This window comes from Neisseria sp. DTU_2021_1001991_1_SI_NGA_ILE_055 (assembly GCF_032342915.1).
In the GTDB taxonomy this organism is placed as follows: Bacteria; Pseudomonadota; Gammaproteobacteria; order Burkholderiales; family Neisseriaceae; genus Neisseria.
Window position 1 is genome coordinate 2229732 of the sequence record NZ_CP135440.1, and the last position, 23718, is coordinate 2253449.

Genomic DNA, 23718 nt, shown 5'->3' on the forward strand with positions numbered 1-23718 from the left:
CGGCCTTTTATATTTAGGATTTATAGAATAGATGGTTGCTTAAAGCCTTCTGGTTTTAAATCTGAATACAAAACCAAAACGCCGTCTGAAACTTTTCAGACGGCGTTTTCTGTCAAATTAGCTTACAAACCCGGGAACATGCCTTTCATTCCCTTCATGCCTTTGGCCAAACGCATCAGTTTGCCCAAACCGTTGCCGCTGAACATCTTCATCATTTGTTGCATTTGTTCAAACTGTTTGAGTAATTTGTTCACTTCCTGCACGGTCGTGCCCGCACCCACCGCAATACGGCGTTTGCGGCTGGCTTTGAGCAGGGCAGGGTTGGCGCGTTCTTTAGGGGTCATCGAGTTGATGATGGCTTCTACTTTGCCCATCGCTTTTTCAGCCGTTCCTTCGGGGATTTGTTTCGAGATTTGACCCAGTTCGCCCGGCATTTTCGACATCAGGTTTTCCAAGCCGCCCATATTGCGCATTTGCTGAATTTGTTCTTTAAAGTCGTTGAGGTCGAAGCCTTTGCCTTTTTGCAGCTTTTTCGCCATTTTGGCGGCGGCTTCTTCATCAATACCTTTTTGAACGTCTTCAATCAGGGTCAATACGTCGCCCATGCCGAGGATACGGCTGGCAAGACGGTCGGGGTGGAAAGGTTCGAGGCCGTTGATTTTCTCGCCGACACCGATAAATTTAATCGGTTTGCCGGTTACATGGCGTACGGACAATGCCGCACCGCCGCGCGAGTCGCCGTCCATCTTGGTCAATACAACACCGGTCAGCGGCAGGGCTTCATTAAATGCCTGAGCAGTGTTTACCGCATCCTGACCCAGCATGGCATCGATGACGAACAAAGTTTCAACCGGGTTGACCGCCGCATGAAGCGCTTTGATTTCGTTCATCATCTCTTCATCGATTGCCAGGCGGCCGGCGGTATCGACCATCAAGACATCGTAAAAATGTTTTTTGGCGTAATCAACAGCGGCAGTTGCAATCTCAACCGGTTTTTGGTTGGTATCGGACGGGAAAAAGTCCACGCCGACCTGTTCGGCCAACAGGCGCAGCTGTTCAATCGCGGCCGGGCGGTAAACGTCGGCAGATACCACCAAAACTTTTTTCTTCTGATCGTTTTTCAGCAGGCGGGCGAGTTTGCCGACGGTTGTTGTCTTACCGGCACCCTGCAAACCGGCCATCAAAACGATGGCAGGCGGTGAAACCGACAAATCCAGCGTTTTGTTTTCCTTGCCCATCAATTCGATCAAGGCTTGGTTGACCACGCCGATAAAGGCTTGGTCAGGCGTCAGACTGCCGACGACTTCTTGACCGAGAGCCTGTTCTTTGACTGTGTTGACGAATTCTTTAACGACGGGCAATGCAACGTCGGCTTCCAGCAGGGCAAGACGAACCTCGCGCAAGGCTTCTTTAATATTGTCTTCGGTCAGCGTTGATTGGCCGCGAATATTTTTAAGTACCTTGCTGAAGCGGTTGGTCAGGTTGTCTAACATACTTATCCTTGATAATGAGAATAGCTGCCCAATACAGGGCATTCTTTGTTAAAATAAAATTGGGATTATTTTACACGATAGTCCGAAGTTATGCTTCAAGAACACAAACACGTACACCAAGGCCGTCTGAAACCCTGCCGGCCGTACGTCAAGTGTTCATAGTATCTATTGAGAAAGATATTTATGCCGATTGTCTTAATCTGCCTGATGCTGGTGTATGCCGGATTGGGCGCATTTTCCTGGTTGCAACATAAAAAGCACAATAATAAATCTTACCCGCTGAAAACCGAGCTGCTGATTTTGAGTGGCGCATTATTGGTACATGGCGCAGCATTGATGTTCCCGGTATTGCAGGATAGGGTATTGATTACCGGTTTTGGTTATTCACTCAGTCTGATAGTCTGGCTGATGCTGATGATGTACTGCTTGGGCAGCTTCTTTTATTGTCTGCGCGGAGTGCAACTCTTATTGTATCCCTGTGCCACATTGACCTTATTGCTGGGTTTCCTTTTCCCGGGAGATTTCACAGGCCGTCAAATCGTAGACTTATTGCCGCTGTCGCACATCGCATCATCATTGCTTGCATACGGACTATTTGGCATCGTTACCTTATTTGCCATCCTAATCCTTTTGCTCGACCGCAATCTGCACAAACGCCGTTTTTCCGCATTGGTCAGCTTCTTGCCGCCATTATTGAGTTTGGAAAAACTCATGTTCCAAGGTATTTGGGCAGGTTTCATTTTATTGACCTATTCCGTTATCAGCGGTACGTTTTTTGCAGAAGCCGTTTTCGGCAAACCCATGACCTTCACGCATAAAACCATCTTCAGTATTATGTCGTGGCTGATTTATGGCGCATTATTGTTGAAACACAGCATGACCGCATGGCGGGGTAAAAAAGCCGCCGTTTGGACCATTGTCGGATTTGTCAGTCTGATTTTTGCCTATATAGGCAGTAAATTTGTCTTAGAAATTATCCTGCATCGTATTGGATAAATAGAAACCATACAAAAAGGCCGTCTGAAATACTCTTTCAGACGGCCTTAGTATTGAATCGGGTTGGATTTTGGAAGCGAATAGGGAAGATTTGAATGTTTTTAGAAAAATAAAAAACCTGTTAAAACAGGGGAGTGATTAAATTTTCGAAAATAATTTCGAGAAAGGTGTTGACTGGTTTTGTTGGGAGGCGTATAGTTCGGTTCTTCGCTGCTGACGCGGTGAAGAAAACGAAGCAGACAGTATAACACAGTTGGTTGAAATTTTCGATAATTTTAGTTGACTTTTGAAAATTGTACTGTATAATTCGATTCGCTCTTTAAAAAACAGATTACCGATAAGTGTGAGTGCATTAGGCCTCACACTGTTTGAAAGACAGACAAGATGATGTTTTAGACATTGTCCTGTCGGTTTCTTTGAAGCAGACCAGAAGTTATAAGTTAGAGATTGAACATAAGAGTTTGATCCTGGCTCAGATTGAACGCTGGCGGCATGCTTTACACATGCAAGTCGGACGGCAGCACAGAGAAGCTTGCTTCTTGGGTGGCGAGTGGCGAACGGGTGAGTAACATATCGGAACGTACCGAGTAATGGGGGATAACTAATCGAAAGATTAGCTAATACCGCATATTCTCTGAGGAGGAAAGCAGGGGACCTTCGGGCCTTGCGTTATTCGAGCGGCCGATATCTGATTAGCTAGTTGGTGGGGTAAAGGCCTACCAAGGCGACGATCAGTAGCGGGTCTGAGAGGATGATCCGCCACACTGGGACTGAGACACGGCCCAGACTCCTACGGGAGGCAGCAGTGGGGAATTTTGGACAATGGGCGCAAGCCTGATCCAGCCATGCCGCGTGTCTGAAGAAGGCCTTCGGGTTGTAAAGGACTTTTGTCAGGGAAGAAAAGGCTGTTGCTAATACCGACAGCTGATGACGGTACCTGAAGAATAAGCACCGGCTAACTACGTGCCAGCAGCCGCGGTAATACGTAGGGTGCGAGCGTTAATCGGAATTACTGGGCGTAAAGCGAGCGCAGACGGTTACTTAAGCAGGATGTGAAATCCCCGGGCTCAACCTGGGAACTGCGTTCTGAACTGGGTGACTAGAGTGTGTCAGAGGGAGGTAGAATTCCACGTGTAGCAGTGAAATGCGTAGAGATGTGGAGGAATACCGATGGCGAAGGCAGCCTCCTGGGATAACACTGACGTTCATGCTCGAAAGCGTGGGTAGCAAACAGGATTAGATACCCTGGTAGTCCACGCCCTAAACGATGTCAATTAGCTGTTGGGCAACTTGATTGCTTAGTAGCGTAGCTAACGCGTGAAATTGACCGCCTGGGGAGTACGGTCGCAAGATTAAAACTCAAAGGAATTGACGGGGACCCGCACAAGCGGTGGATGATGTGGATTAATTCGATGCAACGCGAAGAACCTTACCTGGTCTTGACATGTACGGAATCCTCCAGAGACGGAGGAGTGCCTTCGGGAGCCGTAACACAGGTGCTGCATGGCTGTCGTCAGCTCGTGTCGTGAGATGTTGGGTTAAGTCCCGCAACGAGCGCAACCCTTGTCATTAGTTGCCATCATTAAGTTGGGCACTCTAATGAGACTGCCGGTGACAAGCCGGAGGAAGGTGGGGATGACGTCAAGTCCTCATGGCCCTTATGACCAGGGCTTCACACGTCATACAATGGTCGGTACAGAGGGTAGCCAAGCCGCGAGGCGGAGCCAATCTCACAAAACCGATCGTAGTCCGGATTGCACTCTGCAACTCGAGTGCATGAAGTCGGAATCGCTAGTAATCGCAGGTCAGCATACTGCGGTGAATACGTTCCCGGGTCTTGTACACACCGCCCGTCACACCATGGGAGTGGGGGATACCAGAAGTAGGTAGGGTAACCGCAAGGAGCCCGCTTACCACGGTATGCTTCATGACTGGGGTGAAGTCGTAACAAGGTAGCCGTAGGGGAACCTGCGGCTGGATCACCTCCTTTCTAGAGAAAGAAGAGGACTGATGCATTCACACTTATCGGTAAACTGTAAAAGATGCGGAAGAGAAAAGCTTGAGTGAAGACAAGATTCGCTTAAGAAGAGAATCCGGGTTTGTAGCTCAGCTGGTTAGAGCACACGCTTGATAAGCGTGGGGTCGGAGGTTCAAGTCCTCCCAGACCCACCAAGAACGGGGGCATAGCTCAGTTGGTAGAGCACCTGCTTTGCAAGCAGGGGGTCATCGGTTCGATCCCGTTTGCCTCCACCAAGCACTTTACAAATCAAAGGAAGCCTGCTATACTTAGCAGCTTATTTTGATTTGCGAAGTGAAATATCGACGCATCGATCTTTAACAAATTGGAAAGCCGAAATCAACAAACAAAGACAATGAGTTTGTTTTGATTTTTTATTCTTTGCAAAGGATAAAAAATCTCTCGCAAGAGAAAAGAAAACAAACACAGTATTTGGGTGATGATTGTATCGACTTAATCCTGAAACACAAAAGGCAGGATTAAGACACAACAAGCAGTAAGCTTTATCAAAGTAGGAATTTCAAGTTTGCTTCCCTAGTCAACGGGTAGGTAAACAAAGTCAGAGAGGTTCTTGAAATGATAGAGTCAAGTGAATAAGTGCATCAGGTGGATGCCTTGGCGATGATAGGCGACGAAGGACGTGTAAGCCTGCGAAAAGCGCGGGGGAGCTGGCAATAAAGCTATGATCCCGCGGTGTCCGAATGGGGAAACCCACCTCTTAGGAGGTATCCTTATCTGAATACATAGGATAAGCGAAGCGAACCCGGAGAACTGAACCATCTAAGTACCCGGAGGAAAAGAAATCAACCGAGATTCCGCAAGTAGTGGCGAGCGAACGCGGAGGAGCCTGTACGTGATAACTGTCGAGATAGAAGAACAAGCTGGGAAGCTTGACCATAGTGGGTGATAGTCCCGTATTCGAAATCTCAACAGTGGTACTAAGCGTACGAAAAGTAGGGCGGGACACGTGAAATCCTGTCTGAATATGGGGGGACCATCCTCCAAGGCTAAATACTCATCATCGACCGATAGTGAACCAGTACCGTGAGGGAAAGGCGAAAAGAACCCCGGGAGGGGAGTGAAATAGAACCTGAAACCTGATGCATACAAACAGTGGGAGCACCCTTGTGGTGTGACTGCGTACCTTTTGTATAATGGGTCAACGACTTACATTCAGTAGCGAGCTTAACCGAATAGGGGAGGCGTAGGGAAACCGAGTCTTAATAGGGCGAACAGTTGCTGGGTGTAGACCCGAAACCGAGTGATCTATCCATGGCCAGGTTGAAGGTGCCGTAACAGGTACTGGAGGACCGAACCCACGCATGTTGCAAAATGCGGGGATGAGCTGTGGATAGGGGTGAAAGGCTAAACAAACTCGGAGATAGCTGGTTCTCCCCGAAAACTATTTAGGTAGTGCCTCGAGCAAGACACTGATGGGGGTAAAGCACTGTTATGGCTAGGGGGTTATTGCAACTTACCAACCCATGGCAAACTAAGAATACCATCAAGTGGTTCCTCGGGAGACAGACAGCGGGTGCTAACGTCCGTTGTCAAGAGGGAAACAACCCAGACCGCCAGCTAAGGTCCCAAATGATAGATTAAGTGGTAAACGAAGTGGGAAGGCCCAGACAGCCAGGATGTTGGCTTAGAAGCAGCCATCATTTAAAGAAAGCGTAATAGCTCACTGGTCGAGTCGTCCTGCGCGGAAGATGTAACGGGGCTCAAATCTATAACCGAAGCTGCGGATGCCAGTTTACTGGCATGGTAGGGGAGCGTTCTGTAGGCCGATGAAGGTGCATTGTAAAGTGTGCTGGAGGTATCAGAAGTGCGAATGTTGACATGAGTAGCGATAAAGCGGGTGAAAAGCCCGCTCGCCGAAAGCCCAAGGTTTCCTACGCAACGTTCATCGGCGTAGGGTGAGTCGGCCCCTAAGGCGAGGCAGAAATGCGTAGTCGATGGGAAACAGGTTAATATTCCTGTACTTGATTCAAATGCGATGTGGGGACGGAGAAGGTTAGGTTAGCAAGCTGTTGGAATAGCTTGTTTAAGCCGGTAGGTGGAAGACTTAGGCAAATCCGGGTCTTCTTAACACCGAGAAGTGACGACGAGTGTCTACGGACATGAAGTAACCGATACCACGCTTCCAGGAAAAGCCACTAAGCTTCAGTTTGAATCGAACCGTACCGCAAACCGACACAGGTGGGCAGGATGAGAATTCTAAGGCGCTTGAGAGAACTCGGGAGAAGGAACTCGGCAAATTGATACCGTAACTTCGGGAGAAGGTATGCCCTCTAAGGTTAAGGACTTGCTCCGTAAGCCCTGGAGGGTCGCAGAGAATAGGTGGCTGCGACTGTTTATTAAAAACACAGCACTCTGCTAACACGAAAGTGGACGTATAGGGTGTGACGCCTGCCCGGTGCTGGAAGGTTAATTGAAGATGTGCAAGCATCGGATCGAAGCCCCAGTAAACGGCGGCCGTAACTATAACGGTCCTAAGGTAGCGAAATTCCTTGTCGGGTAAGTTCCGACCCGCACGAATGGCGTAACGATGGCCACACTGTCTCCTCCCGAGACTCAGCGAAGTTGAAGTGGTTGTGAAGATGCAATCTACCCGCTGCTAGACGGAAAGACCCCGTGAACCTTTACTGTAGCTTTGCATTGGACTTTGAAGTCACTTGTGTAGGATAGGTGGGAGGCTTTGAAGCAGAGACGCCAGTCTCTGTGGAGCCGTCCTTGAAATACCACCCTGGTGTCTTTGAGGTTCTAACCCAGACCCGTAATCCGGGTCGGGGACCGTGCATGGTAGGCAGTTTGACTGGGGCGGTCTCCTCCCAAAGAGTAACGGAGGAGTTCGAAGGTTACCTAGGTCCGGTCGGAAATCGGACTGATAGTGCAATGGCAAAAGGTAGCTTAACTGCGAGACCGACAAGTCGAGCAGGTGCGAAAGCAGGACATAGTGATCCGGTGGTTCTGTATGGAAGGGCCATCGCTCAACGGATAAAAGGTACTCCGGGGATAACAGGCTGATTCCGCCCAAGAGTTCATATCGACGGCGGAGTTTGGCACCTCGATGTCGGCTCATCACATCCTGGGGCTGTAGTCGGTCCCAAGGGTATGGCTGTTCGCCATTTAAAGTGGTACGTGAGCTGGGTTTAAAACGTCGTGAGACAGTTTGGTCCCTATCTGCAGTGGGCGTTGGAAGTTTGACGGGGGCTGCTCCTAGTACGAGAGGACCGGAGTGGACGAACCTCTGGTGTACCGGTTGTAACGCCAGTTGCATAGCCGGGTAGCTAAGTTCGGAAGAGATAAGCGCTGAAAGCATCTAAGCGCGAAACTCGCCTGAAGATGAGACTTCCCTTGTGGTTTAACCACACTAAAGAGTCGTTCGAGACCAGGACGTTGATAGGTGGGGTGTGGAAGCGCGGTAACGCGTGAAGCTAACCCATACTAATTGCTCGTGAGGCTTGACTCTATCATTTGAAGAACTTCAAATAATAAAAGCTTACTGACTGATTCAGTCATCACCGAATAATTGATTAAGGCTTTACCGATTTGTAACAGTTTAAGTTTGGCGGCCATAGCGAGTTGGTCCCACGCCTTCCCATCCCGAACAGGACCGTGAAACGACTCAGCGCCGATGATAGTGTGGTTCTTCCATGTGAAAGTAGGTCACCGCCAAACACCCATTCCGAAGCCCCCGACTGATGTCGGGGGCTTTTTATATGCCTGTCGTTTCTATCGGTTTGGCGGCAGAATTGGGATAACAGGTGTTGGGGTCAAACATTGGGATAGTGATGTACCGGTGTTTATGGAGTATTCGTGCATCTTGGCATTTGAATTAGAAATATTTATCCTGTTGTTATTCTTGCACAAAAGTACCGAAAGTTACGGTTAACCGTTTGGAATGTTTGAAATCGAACGGTATTTGCGTTAATATGTCGTATGCATTTATATGGAATGGGGCCGTGTTCTACTGTCGTGTGGCAGTGTCGGCGGGGTGGGGAAAACCGTCCTGCAGACGGCCCGGTTGATTCAATCTGACACGTTATAGGAAAACCCTGATGAAGAAATTTTTATTTGGTGTAGTTGCCGCCGTTTGTACGGCGTTCTCTTTGGCTGCCGTGAACGTCAATACGGCCTCTTCTGCGGAACTGGAGGCATTGCCGGGTATCGGCCCGGCTAAGGCGAAGGCGATTGTGGAATACCGTCAGAAGAACGGTGCGTTCAAATCGGTGGAGGAGCTGAAAAACGTGAAGGGCATCGGTGATGCGGTGCTGAACAAGTTGAAGGCGGAGGCGACGGTTTCTTCTGCCGCGCCTAAGGCCGCCCAACCTGCCGTGAAAAAATAAGCCGGACTCTGCCTGTATGCCGCCCTGCGGCCGAACCGTTTGCCGGTTGGGCCCCGGGGCGGCTTTGTTTGGGGCGGGAATAAAGCTTGAACCAGTGGGGGCTTTACATTGGGTTAAGGGACAAACGGATAGCCTCTTGTTGGATGGGGGATATAAAAGATAAAGGGAATAAAGATATGTACTTAAAAGCATTTGACGGAAAACGGAATGGAGCAACTGTGCAGAGGGGGTATTCTTTGGTACAGCTGTTGGTGGTGATGCTGCTGGTTTCGATCTTGGCGATGACGGCCTTTACGGCCTATCGGGAATCGGTCCGCTCGGCCAACCTGCGTGCGGCGCATGCCGCGCTGCTGGAAAATGCGCGCTTTATGGAGCAGTTCTACGCGAAAAAGGGCAGCTTTAAGCTGACGTCGACGAAGTGGCCGGAATTGCCGGTGAAGGAGGCGGGCGGTTTCTGTATCAGGATGAGCGGTCAGGCTAAGGGGATTCTGGAGGGTAAGTTTACCTTGAAGGCGGTGGCGCTGGACAGGGAGGCGGAGCCGAGGGTGCTGCGCTTGAACGAGTCGTTGACGGCGGTGGTGTGCGGGAAGATGAAGGGGAAGGGCAGTTGTACGGACGGCGAGGAGATATTTAGGGGTAATGATGCGGAGTGTAAGCCTTTTATGGGGTAGGGGAATGAAGAGGAGAGATTCAACAGAATAAGCCTCAAGTAGCAAAGAGAGGAGATGAAATTTAGTCTTGTTAGATTGGTTACTATCAATTTTCAGACGGCCCTTTGTTATAATCTTCTCTTTCCCAGAATATAAAACAGGCTGTCTTATGGAAGTCATCCAATATCCCAATTCTCCGTTTAAACTCCACCAGCCCTTCCCGCCCGCCGGTGACCAGCCCACCGCCATTGCCAGCCTGCTCGAAGGGCTTTCAGACGGCCTGGCCTATCAAACTCTGCTCGGCGTAACCGGTTCGGGCAAAACCTACACCATGGCAAATGTCATCGCCCAAAGCGGCCGCTCCGCCATCATCATGGCGCACAACAAGACCCTTGCCGCCCAGCTCTACGCCGAAATGCGCGAGTTTTTCCCTGAAAACGCAGTGGAATATTTCGTCTCCTACTACGACTATTATCAGCCCGAAGCCTATGTGCCCAGCCGAGATTTGTTCATCGAAAAAGACAGCGCGATCAACGAACACATCGAGCAAATGCGCCTTTCCGCCACCAAAAACCTGATGACGCGCGACGACGTGATTATCGTCGCTACCGTGTCCGCCATTTACGGTATCGGCGACCCGACCGAATACCAACAAATGGTGTTGTCCGTCAAAGAAGGCGACACCATCGAGCAGCGCGACATCATCGCCACGCTCGTTTCTATGCAGTACGAACGCGGCGATTTGGACTTCAAACGCGGCAGCTTCCGCGTACGCGGCGACGTGATTGACGTGTACCCCGCCGAAAGCTCCGAAAACGCCTTGCGCATCAGCCTGTTCGACGACGAAATCGACCGCCTCGATATGTTCGACCCGCTTTCAGGCAGCCTTATCCAACGCGTCGGCCGCTACACCGTCTTCCCGTCCAGCCACTACGTTACTCCGCGCGAAACCGTATTGCGCGCCTGCGCGTCCATCAAAGAAGAGCTGCGCGAACGCATCGAATTTTTCGCCCGCGAACAACGCCCCGTCGAACAACAACGCATCGAACAGCGCACCCGCTTCGATCTCGAAATGCTCTACGAAATGGGCTTCTGTAAAGGCATCGAAAACTACTCCCGCCACTTCTCCGGCAAAAAAGAAGGCGAACCACCGCCTACACTGATGGACTACCTGCCCGACAACGCCATCATGTTCATCGACGAAAGCCACGTTACCGTTACCCAAATCGGCGGCATGTACAAAGGCGACGCATCGCGCAAGCAAAACCTCGTAGACTACGGCTTCCGCCTGCCTTCCGCCCGCGACAACCGACCGCTCAAATTCCACGAATTTGAAAAAGTCATGCCGCAAACCATCTTCGTTTCCGCCACCCCCGCCAAATACGAAGAAGAACACGCCGGACAAGTGGTCGAACAAGTCGTCCGCCCCACAGGGCTGGTCGACCCCAAAATCATCATCCGCCCCGTCGCCACCCAAGTCGATGATTTAATGAGCGAAATCAACGACCGCATCCAAAAAGGCGAACGCGTACTCGTTACCACCCTCACCAAACGCATGGCGGAGCAACTCACCGACTATTACAGCGAACTCGGTATCAAAGTGCGTTACCTGCACAGCGATATCGACACCGTCGAGCGCGTTGAAATTATTAGAGATTTGCGTCTCGGCCTGTTTGACGTACTCGTCGGCATCAACCTCTTGCGCGAAGGCTTGGACATCCCCGAAGTCTCCCTCGTTGCCATCCTAGACGCCGACAAAGAAGGCTTCCTGCGCTCCCACCGCAGCCTGATTCAAACTATAGGTCGCGCCGCGCGCAATGTAAACGGCGTCGCCATTCTGTACGCCGACAAAATCACCGATTCCATGAAAGCCGCCATCGACGAAACCGAACGTCGCCGCGAAAAACAAATGAAATTCAACGAAGAACACGGCATCGTGCCACAGCAGATTAAAAAACAGATTAAAGACATCATCGACGGTGTGTACCACGAAGAAGATAGCAGCAAAGGCCGTCTGAAAGGTAAAAACAAGGTTAAAGTCGGCGAGATTCACAACGAAGAAGACGCGATTAAAGAAATCGCCAAACTGGAAAAAGCCATGCAGCAAGCGGCTAGGGATTTGCAGTTTGAAGAAGCAGCGGTGTTAAGGGATAGGATTAGGGGGATCAAGGAGAATTTGTTGTTTGGAGCGGAATAAGTTTAGTGGGAAATTATCTGTTTTTTCGCATAAGTATTTTAGTTTGAAGATAATATTTTAAAATGCTTTGTTTTATAGCAGGTTGGACTTTTATTTGGAAGTCTTTTGAAGCTTAGAATAAATTTGATATATTGCATATAGTTAAGCCCATGGTTAAATGAACTTGTATATAGGATGTGAAAATTTTTTAGAAGAGCTTGTATAGTTCTATATTAAACGTTTAATTAGTTAATAAACGACTAGATAGTTACATAGATAATATTAAGAATCTATGTGCTAATGTTTAACCAATATGGTTATTTTTATATATAATTGATTTTGGGGCTGACGTAGATTAGCAGTTATGCTAGGCTACGAAAATGCAGATAACCAATTGTAAATTAAGCAAGAGATTTCAAAAGAAACTGCTTGAATTTTTTGTACTCCAAGTTACCGCTCGTTCCGCTGCCGATATTTTGGGCATTCAGCCCAACTCCGCCATCCTGTTCTACCGTAAAATCCGTATGGTCATCAGCCATCATTTGGCCTTGGCTGCCGATGAGGTTTTTGAGGGCTCTGTTGAGCTGGACGAAAGCTATTTCGGCGGACGGCGTAAAGGCAGACGTGGTCGCGGTGCAGCAGGAAAAGTAGTTGTCTTTGGCATCCTGAAACGCAACGGACGAGTCTATACCGTTGTCGTAGATAATGCTAAGTCCGATACTTTGATGCCTGTTATCAAACAGGAAATTATGCCGGACAGTATTGTTTATACCGATAGTCTGAGCAGTTACGACAAGTTGGACGTGAGTGGTTTTATTCATTACCGCATCAACCATTCCAAGGAATTTGCAGACCGTCAGAACCACATTAACGGCATTGAGAATTTTTGGAATCAGGCAAAACGCGTCTTACGCAAATACAACGGAATCGATCGCAAATCCTTCCCGCTGTTCTTGAAAGAATGCGAATTTCGGTTTAACTTCGGCACACCGTCCCGGCAACTAAAAATTCTGCGGGATTGGTGTGGAATTTAGGGCTAATCTACGTCAGCCCCTTGATTTTTTGAGTATAAGGCTATTTAAAATGCAATGGAATATTCCTGAAGTTCCCGCAACATTAGTTCCAGAAGTCAAAAATAAGTGGGGAAAACCATGGATGTGGGCCGCTACTTTGGCATTTGCATGTTGCTGTTCATTGCTATGGATTTTATTGCTGAAAAAGTATGCAATTTATTCGTTGGTATTTCCTGTTATATGGTTTGCAGCACTTTCTTACCGCTATATTTCTTCAGTCCATCGTTATGCCGCTATGGAGGCATGGCAGAAAGAAAAAGACAATATTCGTAGGAAGTGGACAGAGTGGGCTAGTAAGAGGGTTGCTGTAATAGACGCTTATGTAGCTCTGCCGTCTGAAATTGCACTAAATGATGTCATTGCTGAAACTAAAGGTAATGAGAGATTTGATTGCATTGCTTTTATTGATGATGAAGAAGATAGCTTTGAACGACCATTGTGTCATGAAACAACGGTGTGGCAACTAGAAGAAAGAATTAAGTCTTTGGCTGGGTTTTCAAAAAAATTGACTGTGCATATCCATACTCCTGACAATGATATTTATGAAGCCTGGCAAAATAAGCTAATTAATATGTCGGAAACTATTGGTATAGAAAACTTGGATCTAGCCATAATGCCTCTGCAGGATATGAGTGAATTTATCGATAATTGGTTTGAGAAATCCGAACCTGAAGGTATCCATGCTGTCTTGTCTGCTTGGTTAAATCCAGATATAGACGATTTAGAATTTACTGAGACAGTCACTTGGATGGTTTTTTCTTCTCTGTATTTGGCTAAACAGAATAACCTACCAATTCGTGCATGGGTACAACGACCTATTACGTTGGAAGATGGAAAACAGCCACAGTTGTTGAAAAAATATGTGGATTATGGACTGCATGGTGAAGCGGTTGATGCGGTATGGTTTGCCTCCTCTTATGAGGAAATTCAGCAATATATGGATGGTATTAAGGCAGCAGGAGGAGACTGGCATTATGACAGAAATAGTATTTTAAGGCATAATCCTGGACTTTTTATGGGACCTCTTGCTTCGGAAAATCAATTGCTCATGTTAGGTTTGGCTGTTGAGAATACTGAGCAGAAAAATCAGTTATTTGGTTGGAATACGGATAAGGGTTTTTATATGGGGCGTTTGATTCAGGCTTATAGTAATGTCTGAGTCTAGAACTGACCTATAGGAATTTTGAAGAAAAAGGAATGTAAAGATGAAGGGTATTATTAGATTGGGTGATTCTACTACGCATGGTGGCATGGTCATTCAAGCATCTTCTCAAATGACTATTGAAGGAAAACCTGCGGCCCTGGTTGGCGATTTGGTTAGTTGCCCTATACCCGGTCATGGTGATAATCCGATTATTGAAGGCAGTCAGTATATGATTTTTGAGGGCAAAGCAGTTGCTGTCGATGGTTGTAAGACTGCGTGTGGATGTGCTTTGATTAGTAGCCTGCCCAGTGTTGGAAGTGATTGAAAAAATCCTCTTTCCCAAAAGGAAAGAGGATTTTTCAAGCTTGCTAAATTGCTTATTTCTTTTCTTTAGGCATTTGAGATACCAATGACAAGTTGACATCCAAGCCTTCGATTTGGAAGTGTGGGCGGGCAAACAGGCGGACTTTGAAGAAGCCCGGGTTGTCCTCGATATCTTCCACCAATACTTTTGCTTCTCTCAACGGATGTGTGGCCTGCAGCTCATCGCTCGGGTCGGTCATTTCCGTTACCAGGGTATTAATCCAAGTATTCAGTTCCAACTCAAGCATGCGGCGGTCTTTGGTGGTACCGATGTTTTCACGCTGGATTAGTTTGAGGTAGTGCGCCAAACGGGAAAGCAGGAAGACGTAAGGCAAACGGGCGTTGATACGGCTGTTTGCAGTTGCTTCTTTGGTTTCATACAACGCAGGTTTCTGTGTCGAGTTGGCGGAGAAGAAACAGGCGTAATCGCGGTTTTTATAGAAAGACAATGGAATAAAGCCCAGATTGGCAAATTCAAATTCACGGGTTTCCGGAATCAGGACTTCTGTCGGGATTTTCATTTGATTGCCGGTACCCAAGTCATACATGTGAATAGGCAAGTCTTCAATCAAGCCACCGGCCTGCGGGCCGCGAATCTGAACACACCAACCGTTATTGATGAAGCTACGCACCATATTGGCGGCAAAGGCGAATGATGCATTTGCCCACAAATAGCGGTTATGTTCCGTACCTTTTACCTGTTCTTCGTAATTGAAGCTGCGGACAGGCACGGTATCGCTGCCGTACGGCAGACGGGCGAGGAAGCGGGGAAGGGTCAAGCCGATATAGCGTGCATCGTCTGTTTCGCGGAAGCTTTTCCATTTGATGTATTCGGCACGATCCATGTAGTTGGCCAAATCTTGGATGGCGGCCACTTCTTCCATGCTTTCTTTGCCGAAGAAGGATGCGCCAACCGAACCGATAAAGGGCATGTGTGCAGAAGCGGAAACACGCGAGATATTGCGTAACAAAGCCATATCTTGGGGGCTGCGGTCAAATTCGTAGTTTGAAATTACGGCGCCGATAGGTTCGCCGCCCGGGGTGTCGTATTCGTTGCTGTAAGTGTGGCGGTACAGTCCGCTTTGCACGATTTCAGGTGCATCTTCAAAGTCTTGAATCAAATCTTCTTTGGAGACGTCGAGGATTTCGATTTTAACGTTGTGACGGAAGTCGGTTCGGTCAACCAAGAATTTCAAACCGCGCCATGCAGATTCAATTTTTTGAAATTCTTCGTTATGGAGGATTTCATCCAGTTGACGGCTGAGTTGTTCGTCGATACGTGCGATGTGGTAATCGAGCAGGCTTTTGTCCAGGCGCTCCACCTTTTGAGAGGAGTCTTGGATCATTTTCATGAAGACGCTGACAGCTGCCGCGATACGTTCGTCGGCAGAGGCTTCCGACATTTTCTCGGCACTTTGGAATTGCTCGATATCAATGACGGAGTCAACGGCGTTCAGATTGATTTTTTTACACAGATCTTCATAAACACTGTTTGTGCTTTCTTGTTCGATCACTGTAGTTTGGGCTTGGGCCTTTTGGCTTTTTTGCATATTTGAATCCTTACGGGTATTTCAGACGGCCTTTAATGTTACTTATTATTGATAGGTGCGATTTTTTCAAGACGGTCGCGTAGTTCTGCAGACAGGTTCTCGTCACGCAGAATGGTTTCCAATTCGCGACGGAAAGCAGAGTCGTCCAATAAGTTGGATTTCAAATCGCGAAGCAGGTTGCGCATAGCCAGCAAGGCACGCAATTCCGGTACATTTTGGGCAATTTGCTCCGGATGGAAGTCACGCATAGATTTGAAATCCAAATTCACATTCATCTCGCCGCCGGCAGGAGAAAGTGTGTTTTTGACGGTCAGATTGGCTTTAGGATTGAAATCGGATAATACTGAATCAAAGTTGTTTTTGTTAATATTGACTTTTTCTTTTTCGGCAAGGTCGCGTTTATCTTGACCGTTGCTATAATCGCCGGTTACTAAAAGCTTAAGCGGCAACTCAACCTTTTTTTGTGCACCGCCGGTGTGCAAATCCAATTTAATATTGATGCGGGAAGGCGGAACTTCGTTTTGAAAACTTTTGCTCACGATGAAATTTATCCTTTTTTGATAGATTAAATGACACTTATGTCATTTTTTCAAATAAAATGCAAGGTATGGGATCAGGAAATATCCTGATTGGTTAGTATAAATGTTAGACAGATAGCTTGTCTATCGTATTCAAATTTACCGGAAAAAGGTTTTTCAGTGAAATTTCACAAGCCATTATGGGAAGAAGGGGTACTCTTATCTCCTCAACATTTTCAACAACAAGACAAATTCAACAATCATATGCATACCCTGTTAATGAGAATGATGGGGGATTTTAGATGGGGCTGTTTTCAATGTGAATTTGACCGTCAGGCATTAGAAGTTGGAAAAATCAAATTAGATACACTTCAGGCATGCTTGCCGGATGGCACCTTAATTGATTTGCAGGCCGGCGGACGCCACGTCAATGTGCGCAATATTGAAGGTCTGCCTTTACAGCAACGAAATGTTGTATTGTTGGCACTGCCAGTCTATCAGGCACATGTTTCAAACTTGGTAGATGAAAATGAAACTAAAGATACACCCAAACGTTTTGTTAAAAGCTTTGAGAAGGTGGAGGATATTTTCTCTACCGAAGAAACAGAATTTGCGGTAGAGGGATTGAATCTCTCCATTCGTTTCGACTTTGAGCAAAATGACGACTATATTACCTGCCCTATCGGTGCAATAGAGAAAGATGAGACGGGTGCTTTTGTTTGGGCTAAAAACTATATCCCGCCATTATTATCCATAACGGGGTCGGAAACCTTATTCTCTTGTCTTAACCGCATCACTTTGATGGTATTATCTCGTATAGAGAATTTGTCTGTCCGCCGCCGTTCTCGGAGCGAAAGTGTTGTCGATTTTTCAGTTTCCGATTCGATGCTGTTTTGGTTTTTGCATGGCTTAAATACCATTTATCCGGAATTGAAGCATCTGAATGATTACCCGCAGAAACATCCGGAAGAGTTTTATAAACTCTTGGTACGCCTGCTGGGTATGCTGTATACCTTTAGAGCCAACGAGTCTGTTAAAGAAATAGACTCATATGATCACTTTGACTTGTTTGGAACATTCAACCGTTTGGAACAAAAGATCCGTGATTTGCTGGATGAAGTTATTCCTTCCCCTGTTATCGAATTGTCGCTGGAGCATCTTAAATCGACACATTGGCGTGCTCAGATATTTGATGACCGAATCAATGCAGATGCAGAGTTTTACCTTTCCGCCCATTCCGACTCCGTCGACTTCTTGGAATTGCAAAAACAGCTGCCTTTGGTCAGCAAAATCGGTGCACCCGATGATGTGGAGCGTGTAATTAATACGGCAGTGGTCGGCGTACCTTTACATCACCTCCATCAGACTCCGCCGGGCCTGCCTTTTAGAATGGACAATGTGTATTTCAGGTTGGATAAACGGCATGTCGCGTTTGACAGGATGATGCAGTCACAAGTATGCAGCATTTATGTTCCGGCCTCTATTTCTGATTTACATTTAAGCCTATTTGCAGTAGTGAGTATTTAATATGAATAATCAACCCTTAATTAGAACCGTTTTGAGAGATACTGCTTTGGCGGTATCCGCATTATCTGCCGGCTTTACACCTGACCATTCCGAATCATGGTATGCCCATTGCAAAAATCTGATTCAAGATTTAAAGGCAAAATTAGCCGAGCTTGGATGGAAAGAGGCGGATATTGAAGAAGTTTCATATGCACAATGTGCCCTTTTGGATGAGGTTGCACTGCGCACGCTGAAAGGTAACGACAGGGAAGTATGGGAAAGAAACCCTATGCAGGTTTGTTTTTTCCAATCATATAATGCAGGGGATATCCTGTGTGACCGAATCGAATCTTTGTGTAAAAACCACAAAGATGCCAGCCCCTTGGTGGCAGAAACCTATCTGAGTGTGATTAATTTGGGGTTCAGGGGCCGATATGTTCTGGATGAAGATGCATTGCACACCGCACAGGAACAGTTGAAAAAAATCACACCTGCCTTCCCAAGCAATGCCGTATCGGAAGACGGTAAGTTGTTTTATATAGATCAAAAGGGAACGCCGCTGAAAAAAGCATTCAGCCTCCGTCCTGCCTGGCTGCTTGTAGGAAGCATTGTTGTAGCAGCGGTTGCATACTTTGCATTTAGATATTATCTGGATGGTTTGGTTGAGCAAATACAAGCATTGTAATTTCAAGTGTTTATATAATGACTTATCGGAAAATTTCGGTTCTGGCGACCTTGGCTGTTTTTGAGCTCGTTTTACTGTATGTGTTCGCAGTATATTGGCAGGCAGGTTGGATAATCAAAGGCTGTGCTTGGGCATTGTCCGTTGGGGCTGCCTTTTATTATTGGCGTTTTTATCTAAAGAAAAAACACGAACAAATCAATACGGATTTTTGGAAGAAAATCTCAGGGGAATTGGATTCCAACGGAGATTTGGGTTGCTATACCATTCGTCTGCATGACTCTTCTGCGCCGAGAAAGTTGGTGGAGAGGGTAAATGAAACCGTCTATATCAATATATCGGGTTCGGAAAATCTGTATCCGGTCGTTTCCAATTTACTTGAAAATACATCCCATAAGTATGTTTCTGTGAGTCTGGAGCTGTGGCTTTCCTTGGCGGAAAATACTGATATTGCGACCACTTTACGCACATGGTTGCGTAACATACTTTTTCTGCAGAAGAACACGGGGTTGACTATCCCGGTTCACTGGTTGATTCAAACGCCGGTATCTTTTTTGTTTGATAGAAAAAACAGCCATTCTGTTTTTTCTATCATCAATAAGAAAGAACACAATCGACTGCAGATAAACGAATTCTTAAAGAATCTGAAAAATGCCCTGTCCCTTAAATTCCTGCATGACAGCAATGCTCGGTACAGTCATCAATATATTTACCTGATGGAAGCATTGAATTTTTTAGAAGAAAAATTCTTAAAAAATACAGATAGCGGATGGGAGTATGTAGACATATGCAGTTTAAGCCTTGCCGATGGCGGAAATTTTCAAAATACATCTGAATGGGCTGCTTATCTTATAAAAAATACAGATGGTCTTATTCCGACGGCAAAAAGCGTTCAACATGATTCGGTAAGATACATCCTATCCGAATATCTGGATAAATATGCCGTTTATCATAGAAATCATATTTCAGATATGATTTTTAAGGTATTATTCGTTGGTGTTGCCGGTTTTTTTCTGGCTACGTCGTTTTCAACCGTCAATAACAGCCGTTTGTTGGAACAAATTGGCATGCATATAGCGGACTTCCGTATGGAAACGGATAAAGCCGAACAGGATAGAAAATTAGGGTTGTTGAAGCAGGACTTGAAATTGCTTGAAGGATACCGTGATCACGGCGTTCCTGCATATTTGGGTTTGGGACTGTATCGTGCGCAGGCCTATATCCCAAAATTAAAAGCCTTAATCCCTGCCGAAATTCCTAAAGCACCCGAACCCAAGCCTGTTAAGAAGCCGGATCCGGTAGTTCTTACCTTGGACAGTTTGGCACTTTTTGAAACCGGACAGTTTGAATTAAAAAATAATGCCAATAAAGCATTAATTGGCGTATTGAAGGCAATCGAATCACATCCGGATACCCGCATTTTAATTGAAGGTCATACCGATAATGTTGGAAATCCTGTTTCCAATCAGCAGTTGTCAGAAAAACGGGCTCAATCCGTCAAAGATTGGTTGGTGATTTCTTCCAATGTTCCGGAAGGCAGGTTTGAAGTCAAAGGTTTGGGCGATACCAAACCGATTGCAGACAATCAAACAGAAGACGGTAAGGCCAAGAACCGTAGGGTTGAGATTATCCTTATTCCCTCGGCAACACAGTAATTCAATGCAGCACAAGTTGCTTTAAGCCTTAAAACTTAAAGCGTTTTTAATAAAACTAAGGAGTAAAAATATGGCAATTCCTGCTTATATGTGGCTGAAAGACGATGGCGGTTCCGCTATTAAAGGTTCCGTTGACGTTCACGGCCGTGAAGACAGTGTTGAGATCGTTGAGTTCCAACACAACGTCCGCATTCCTACAGATGCCAATACTGGCAAACTGACAGGTACCCGCGTTCATGAACCTATCGTATTGTACAAAGAATACGATGCGTCTTCTCCATACTTGTACAAAGCGGTAACCACCGGTCAAACTTTAAAAGAAGTAGAAATCAAGTGGTATCAAATTGATGCATCTGGTCAAGAGAAAGAGTACTTCAATACCAAACTGGACAACGTTAAAGTTGTCGCAGTAGGTCCTGTAATGCACAATATCAAAGACCCTGCACGCGAGCGTTACAACCACTTGGAACGCGTTGAATTGCGCTACGAAAAAATCACTTGGACTTATAAAGACGGCAACATCATTCATTCCGACAGCTGGAACGAAAGCCGCGCTTAATCATCCACATAAAGTGCTGCCTGATAAAGGTAGCACTTTTTTATAACACATTTTTACATCAGGGATATCAAATGTCTGCACATGATCAAGCCTTATTATTACGTCGTCTGAATACGCATTGCCAACAGGCAATGGAAGCCGCCGCCGGTTTATGTCAAACACGGGGTCATGCCGAAATTACGGTTGACCATTTGTTTATCAAGTTATTGGAATTAGGGGATGGCGATGTCGGCGCCTTATTGAGACGTTACGAAATTGATTCGGAAAACATCTGGAACCCTTTGCTGGACACGATGGACAAACTGCCGCGCAATGTCCGCGGTAATCCTTCACTGTCCAAATCACTGGTCAGCCTATTGTCAGACGCATGGCTGCTGGCAAGTGATGAAGGCGCATCGGAAATCCGTTCCGCTTATCTGTATCAGGCATTGTTGAAATCCCCTTACCGTCTGATGACGCAGGATGCATGGCCGCTGTTGAGTCTGACGGAGACCCAAATAGGCCGTCTGAAAACATGGTTGGATGAAGTCTCCATCGAAGGCACCAACAATACGTTTGCCCAAATTTCTGCCGAAGAAGGCCAGGACGGCACTCAGGCAGAATCCAAATCACAACCGGTTAAAGCAACCGGACAAAACGATGCATTGGCTCGCTTTACCGTCAACCTGACTGAAAAAGCAGCCCAAGGCGGTATCGACCCCGTATTTGGCCGCGAAACAGAAATCCGCCAAATGATGGATATTTTATCGCGCCGCCGTAAAAACAATCCGATTTTGGTCGGCGAACCAGGTGTCGGCAAAACCGCACTGGTAGAAGGCCTGGCCTTGAAAATTGCCTCAGGCGAAGTGCCTAAAATATTAGAAAACACACAGGTATTGGTCTTGGACTTGGGCCTGCTGCAGGCAGGTGCGGGTGTCAAAGGCGAATTCGAACAACGCCTGCGTAACGTGATTGAAGCCGTTCAAAATTCCGAAGAACCCATCTTATTGTTTATTGACGAAGCGCATACCTTAATCGGCGCCGGCAACAGCGCCGGTGGCGCAGATGCCGCCAACCTCTTAAAACCGGCCTTGGCACGCGGCGAATTGCGCACTATTGCCGCCACAACCTGGAGCGAATACAAACAATATTTTGAAAAAGATGCCGCATTGGAGCGCCGTTTCCAAATGGTCAAAGTAGAAGAGCCCGATGACGAATCAGCCTTTACCATGCTGCGCGGCTTGAAACAGCGTTATGCCGCCTACCATAAAGTCCATATTCAGGATTCCGCAGTCATCGCAGCCGTGCAACTCTCCAGAAAATACATTACCGGCCGCCAGCTGCCCGATAAAGCCGTAGACTTGTTGGATACGGCCGCCGCCCGTGTCCGCATGAGCTTGGATACCGTTCCCCATATCTTCGGCTTGATGGAGGCACAGGCCTCCTCGCTGCAACGGGAATTGGAAGCATTGGATGCCGACAAACAACTGGGCCGTCTGAACGCATCGCAAGAAGAAAACATCCGACAAGTCGAGCAGGAAATTGCCCAGCTGAACGAACAACGCGAAGAAATGAACCGCCGCTATCAGGAAGAAAAACAATTGGCGGACGAAATCCAATCCTTAATGGAAGCCGCCAAAAATACAGAATTGACTTCCGAAGAGCGGGAAGCCGCACAACAAAGCCTGACCGAGAAACAGCAACAGCTGGATGCCGTCGTCGCAGGCAAACCGCTGATTTTTACCAGCGTCGATGAAACCGTGATTGCCGACATTATCGCCGACTGGACAGGCGTGCCCGCAGGCAGCGTACTCAAAGACGAACTGGCTAACCTGCTGCAGCTCGAAAGCCTTCTTGAGCAACGCGTAGTCGGACAAAGCGAAGCCATCCATGCGATTGCGCAAAGTTTAAGGGCCGCTAAAGCCGGCCTGAAAACCAACGACTCCCCGTTGGGCGTATTCCTGTTGAGCGGCCCATCCGGTGTCGGCAAAACAGAAACCGCCCTGGCATTGGCAGACGCACTCTTCGGCGGTGAAAAATCACTGATTACCATCAACCTGTCCGAATACCGCGAAGCACACACCGTTTCCCAACTTAAAGGCTCGCCTCCGGGTTATGTCGGCTACGGCGAAGGCGGCGTATTGACCGAAGCCGTACGTCAAAAACCATACAGCGTCGTATTGCTGGACGAAGTCGAAAAAGCCCATAAAGACATCCTCAACCTCTTCTACCAAGTCTTCGACAAAGGCATGATGCGTGACGGCGAGGGCCGGGAAATCGACTTCAAAAACACCGTTATCCTGATGACTTCGAACTTGGGCGCAAACGAACTGACCCAGTTGCTGAAACCGCAAGAGCCAGAAGAGGCAGAAGAAGCCGCTGCAGAAGAAAACCAAGAAGCAAATGGACAAGAACAGATCGCCGATACCAAAGTAGAACTTTCTGCACAAATGCCGGAAACCTCCCCTGAGCACACCGAGGTTTCAGACGGCCCTGCCGAAGCAGAAGAAGCACCCGAATACAGCTTGGAAGAACTGGCGGAAGCCATCCGTCCGATACTGACAGACCACTTCCAGGCCGCATTGTTGGCGCGCATGCAGGTCGTTCCTTACCGTCCATTGGAAAAAGAAGCATTGGCCCAAATCGTCAGATTGAAGTTGGATAAAATAGCAGACCGGCTGTATGAAGCCCATCAAACGCGCCTCAGCTACAGTGAGGACTTTGCGGCGCTGCTGGCCGATTCCTGTACGACCGGCGACAGCGGTGCGCGCAACATCGACCACCTGCTGAACCGTCAGGTGATGCCGGCGATAGCCCAAAGCTTTTTACAATGGCAGCAGACGGCGGGTCATATGCCGGAGCGAGCGAGCTTGGAGGTTGGAGAAGAAGGTATAGACGTTTTGTTTGAATAAGGCGGAGTAAAGGCCGTCTGAAGGGGAGCCGATGGGTCGGATGCCTTTCAGACGGCCTTATTTCCATTTATCCCATTCGCTTTACCATAGTCATAA

General features: G+C 47.4%; 15 protein-coding genes, 2 tRNA genes and 3 rRNA genes. 17 read left to right on the forward strand and 3 right to left on the reverse strand.

Annotation, left to right across the window (positions count from 1 at the left end; translation table 11 throughout):
- Positions 1-122: 122 nt before the first annotated feature.
- Positions 123-1493 carry a signal recognition particle protein gene (ffh, locus tag RRV97_RS10615; protein ID WP_315611490.1) on the reverse strand — a complete coding sequence of 457 codons (1371 nt, stop codon included), beginning with the start codon at positions 1491-1493 and terminating at the stop codon, positions 123-125.
- Between the two features lie 183 nt (positions 1494-1676).
- Between ffh and RRV97_RS10620 the strand changes: the two genes are divergently transcribed.
- The 12 genes from RRV97_RS10620 to RRV97_RS10675 all read left to right on the forward strand — a co-directional run bounded on the left by RRV97_RS10620 (position 1677) and on the right by RRV97_RS10675 (position 14223).
- Positions 1677-2489 carry an inner membrane protein YpjD gene (locus RRV97_RS10620; RefSeq protein ID WP_315611491.1) on the forward strand — a complete coding sequence of 271 codons (813 nt, stop codon included), beginning with the start codon at positions 1677-1679 and terminating at the stop codon, positions 2487-2489.
- Positions 2490-2938: 449 nt separating this feature from the next.
- A 16S ribosomal RNA gene (locus tag RRV97_RS10625) occupies positions 2939-4479 on the forward strand.
- A 105-nt stretch (positions 4480-4584) separates the two neighbouring features.
- Positions 4585-4661 (forward strand) — tRNA-Ile (locus RRV97_RS10630).
- A gap of 5 nt (positions 4662-4666) precedes the next feature.
- Positions 4667-4742 (forward strand) — tRNA-Ala (locus RRV97_RS10635).
- Between the two features lie 347 nt (positions 4743-5089).
- Positions 5090-7978: ribosomal RNA gene (locus tag RRV97_RS10640) — 23S ribosomal RNA — on the forward strand.
- Positions 7979-8073: 95 nt separating this feature from the next.
- A 5S ribosomal RNA gene (gene rrf / locus RRV97_RS10645) occupies positions 8074-8187 on the forward strand.
- The 16S, 23S and 5S rRNA genes sit together here with 2 tRNA genes alongside, the layout of an rRNA operon.
- A 380-nt stretch (positions 8188-8567) precedes the next feature.
- Entirely contained in the window at positions 8568-8855 is a 288-nt protein-coding gene (locus tag RRV97_RS10650; protein ID WP_049323884.1) for a ComEA family DNA-binding protein, read from the forward strand.
- 176 nt (positions 8856-9031) lie between these two features.
- On the forward strand, positions 9032-9526 hold the full coding sequence (locus RRV97_RS10655; protein WP_315611430.1) for a type IV pilin protein: 495 nt from the start codon (positions 9032-9034) through the stop codon (positions 9524-9526).
- A 148-nt stretch (positions 9527-9674) separates the two neighbouring features.
- The gene (gene uvrB / locus RRV97_RS10660; protein ID WP_315611492.1) at positions 9675-11702 is read left to right on the forward strand and encodes an excinuclease ABC subunit UvrB; all 2028 of its coding nucleotides are present in this window, start codon (positions 9675-9677) and stop codon (positions 11700-11702) included.
- Between the two features lie 359 nt (positions 11703-12061).
- Positions 12062-12715 carry an IS1595 family transposase gene (locus tag RRV97_RS10665; RefSeq protein ID WP_315611493.1) on the forward strand — a complete coding sequence of 218 codons (654 nt, stop codon included), beginning with the start codon at positions 12062-12064 and terminating at the stop codon, positions 12713-12715.
- Between the two features lie 49 nt (positions 12716-12764).
- The gene (locus RRV97_RS10670) at positions 12765-13913 is read left to right on the forward strand and encodes a hypothetical protein (protein WP_315611494.1); all 1149 of its coding nucleotides are present in this window, start codon (positions 12765-12767) and stop codon (positions 13911-13913) included.
- 46 nt (positions 13914-13959) lie between these two features.
- Complete coding sequence (locus RRV97_RS10675; RefSeq protein WP_296117867.1) at positions 13960-14223, forward strand: PAAR domain-containing protein; 264 nt, start codon at positions 13960-13962, stop codon at positions 14221-14223.
- Between the two features lie 52 nt (positions 14224-14275).
- On the opposite strand, the gene tssC is transcribed toward RRV97_RS10675, so the two are convergent.
- Entirely contained in the window at positions 14276-15811 is a 1536-nt protein-coding gene (gene tssC, locus RRV97_RS10680; protein ID WP_188208735.1) for a type VI secretion system contractile sheath large subunit, read from the reverse strand.
- Between the two features lie 38 nt (positions 15812-15849).
- The gene (gene tssB, locus RRV97_RS10685) at positions 15850-16350 is read right to left on the reverse strand and encodes a type VI secretion system contractile sheath small subunit (protein ID WP_070589491.1); all 501 of its coding nucleotides are present in this window, start codon (positions 16348-16350) and stop codon (positions 15850-15852) included.
- A 159-nt stretch (positions 16351-16509) separates the two neighbouring features.
- Here tssB and tssK point away from each other — a divergent pair, with 159 nt between their 5' ends.
- The 5 genes from tssK to tssH all read left to right on the forward strand — a co-directional run bounded on the left by tssK (position 16510) and on the right by tssH (position 23622).
- Complete coding sequence (gene tssK, locus RRV97_RS10690; RefSeq protein ID WP_315611495.1) at positions 16510-17856, forward strand: type VI secretion system baseplate subunit TssK; 1347 nt, start codon at positions 16510-16512, stop codon at positions 17854-17856.
- 1 nt (position 17857) lies between these two features.
- Entirely contained in the window at positions 17858-18520 is a 663-nt protein-coding gene (locus tag RRV97_RS10695; RefSeq protein WP_101756361.1) for a DotU family type IV/VI secretion system protein, read from the forward strand.
- Positions 18521-18537: 17 nt separating this feature from the next.
- Entirely contained in the window at positions 18538-20172 is a 1635-nt protein-coding gene (locus RRV97_RS10700; RefSeq protein WP_315611496.1) for an OmpA family protein, read from the forward strand.
- Between the two features lie 70 nt (positions 20173-20242).
- Complete coding sequence (locus tag RRV97_RS10705) at positions 20243-20731, forward strand: Hcp family type VI secretion system effector (RefSeq protein ID WP_107858381.1); 489 nt, start codon at positions 20243-20245, stop codon at positions 20729-20731.
- Positions 20732-20802: 71 nt separating this feature from the next.
- A complete protein-coding gene (tssH, locus tag RRV97_RS10710) occupies positions 20803-23622 on the forward strand; it encodes a type VI secretion system ATPase TssH (protein ID WP_315611497.1) in 2820 nt (939 codons plus the stop codon).
- Positions 23623-23718 lie beyond the last annotated feature (96 nt).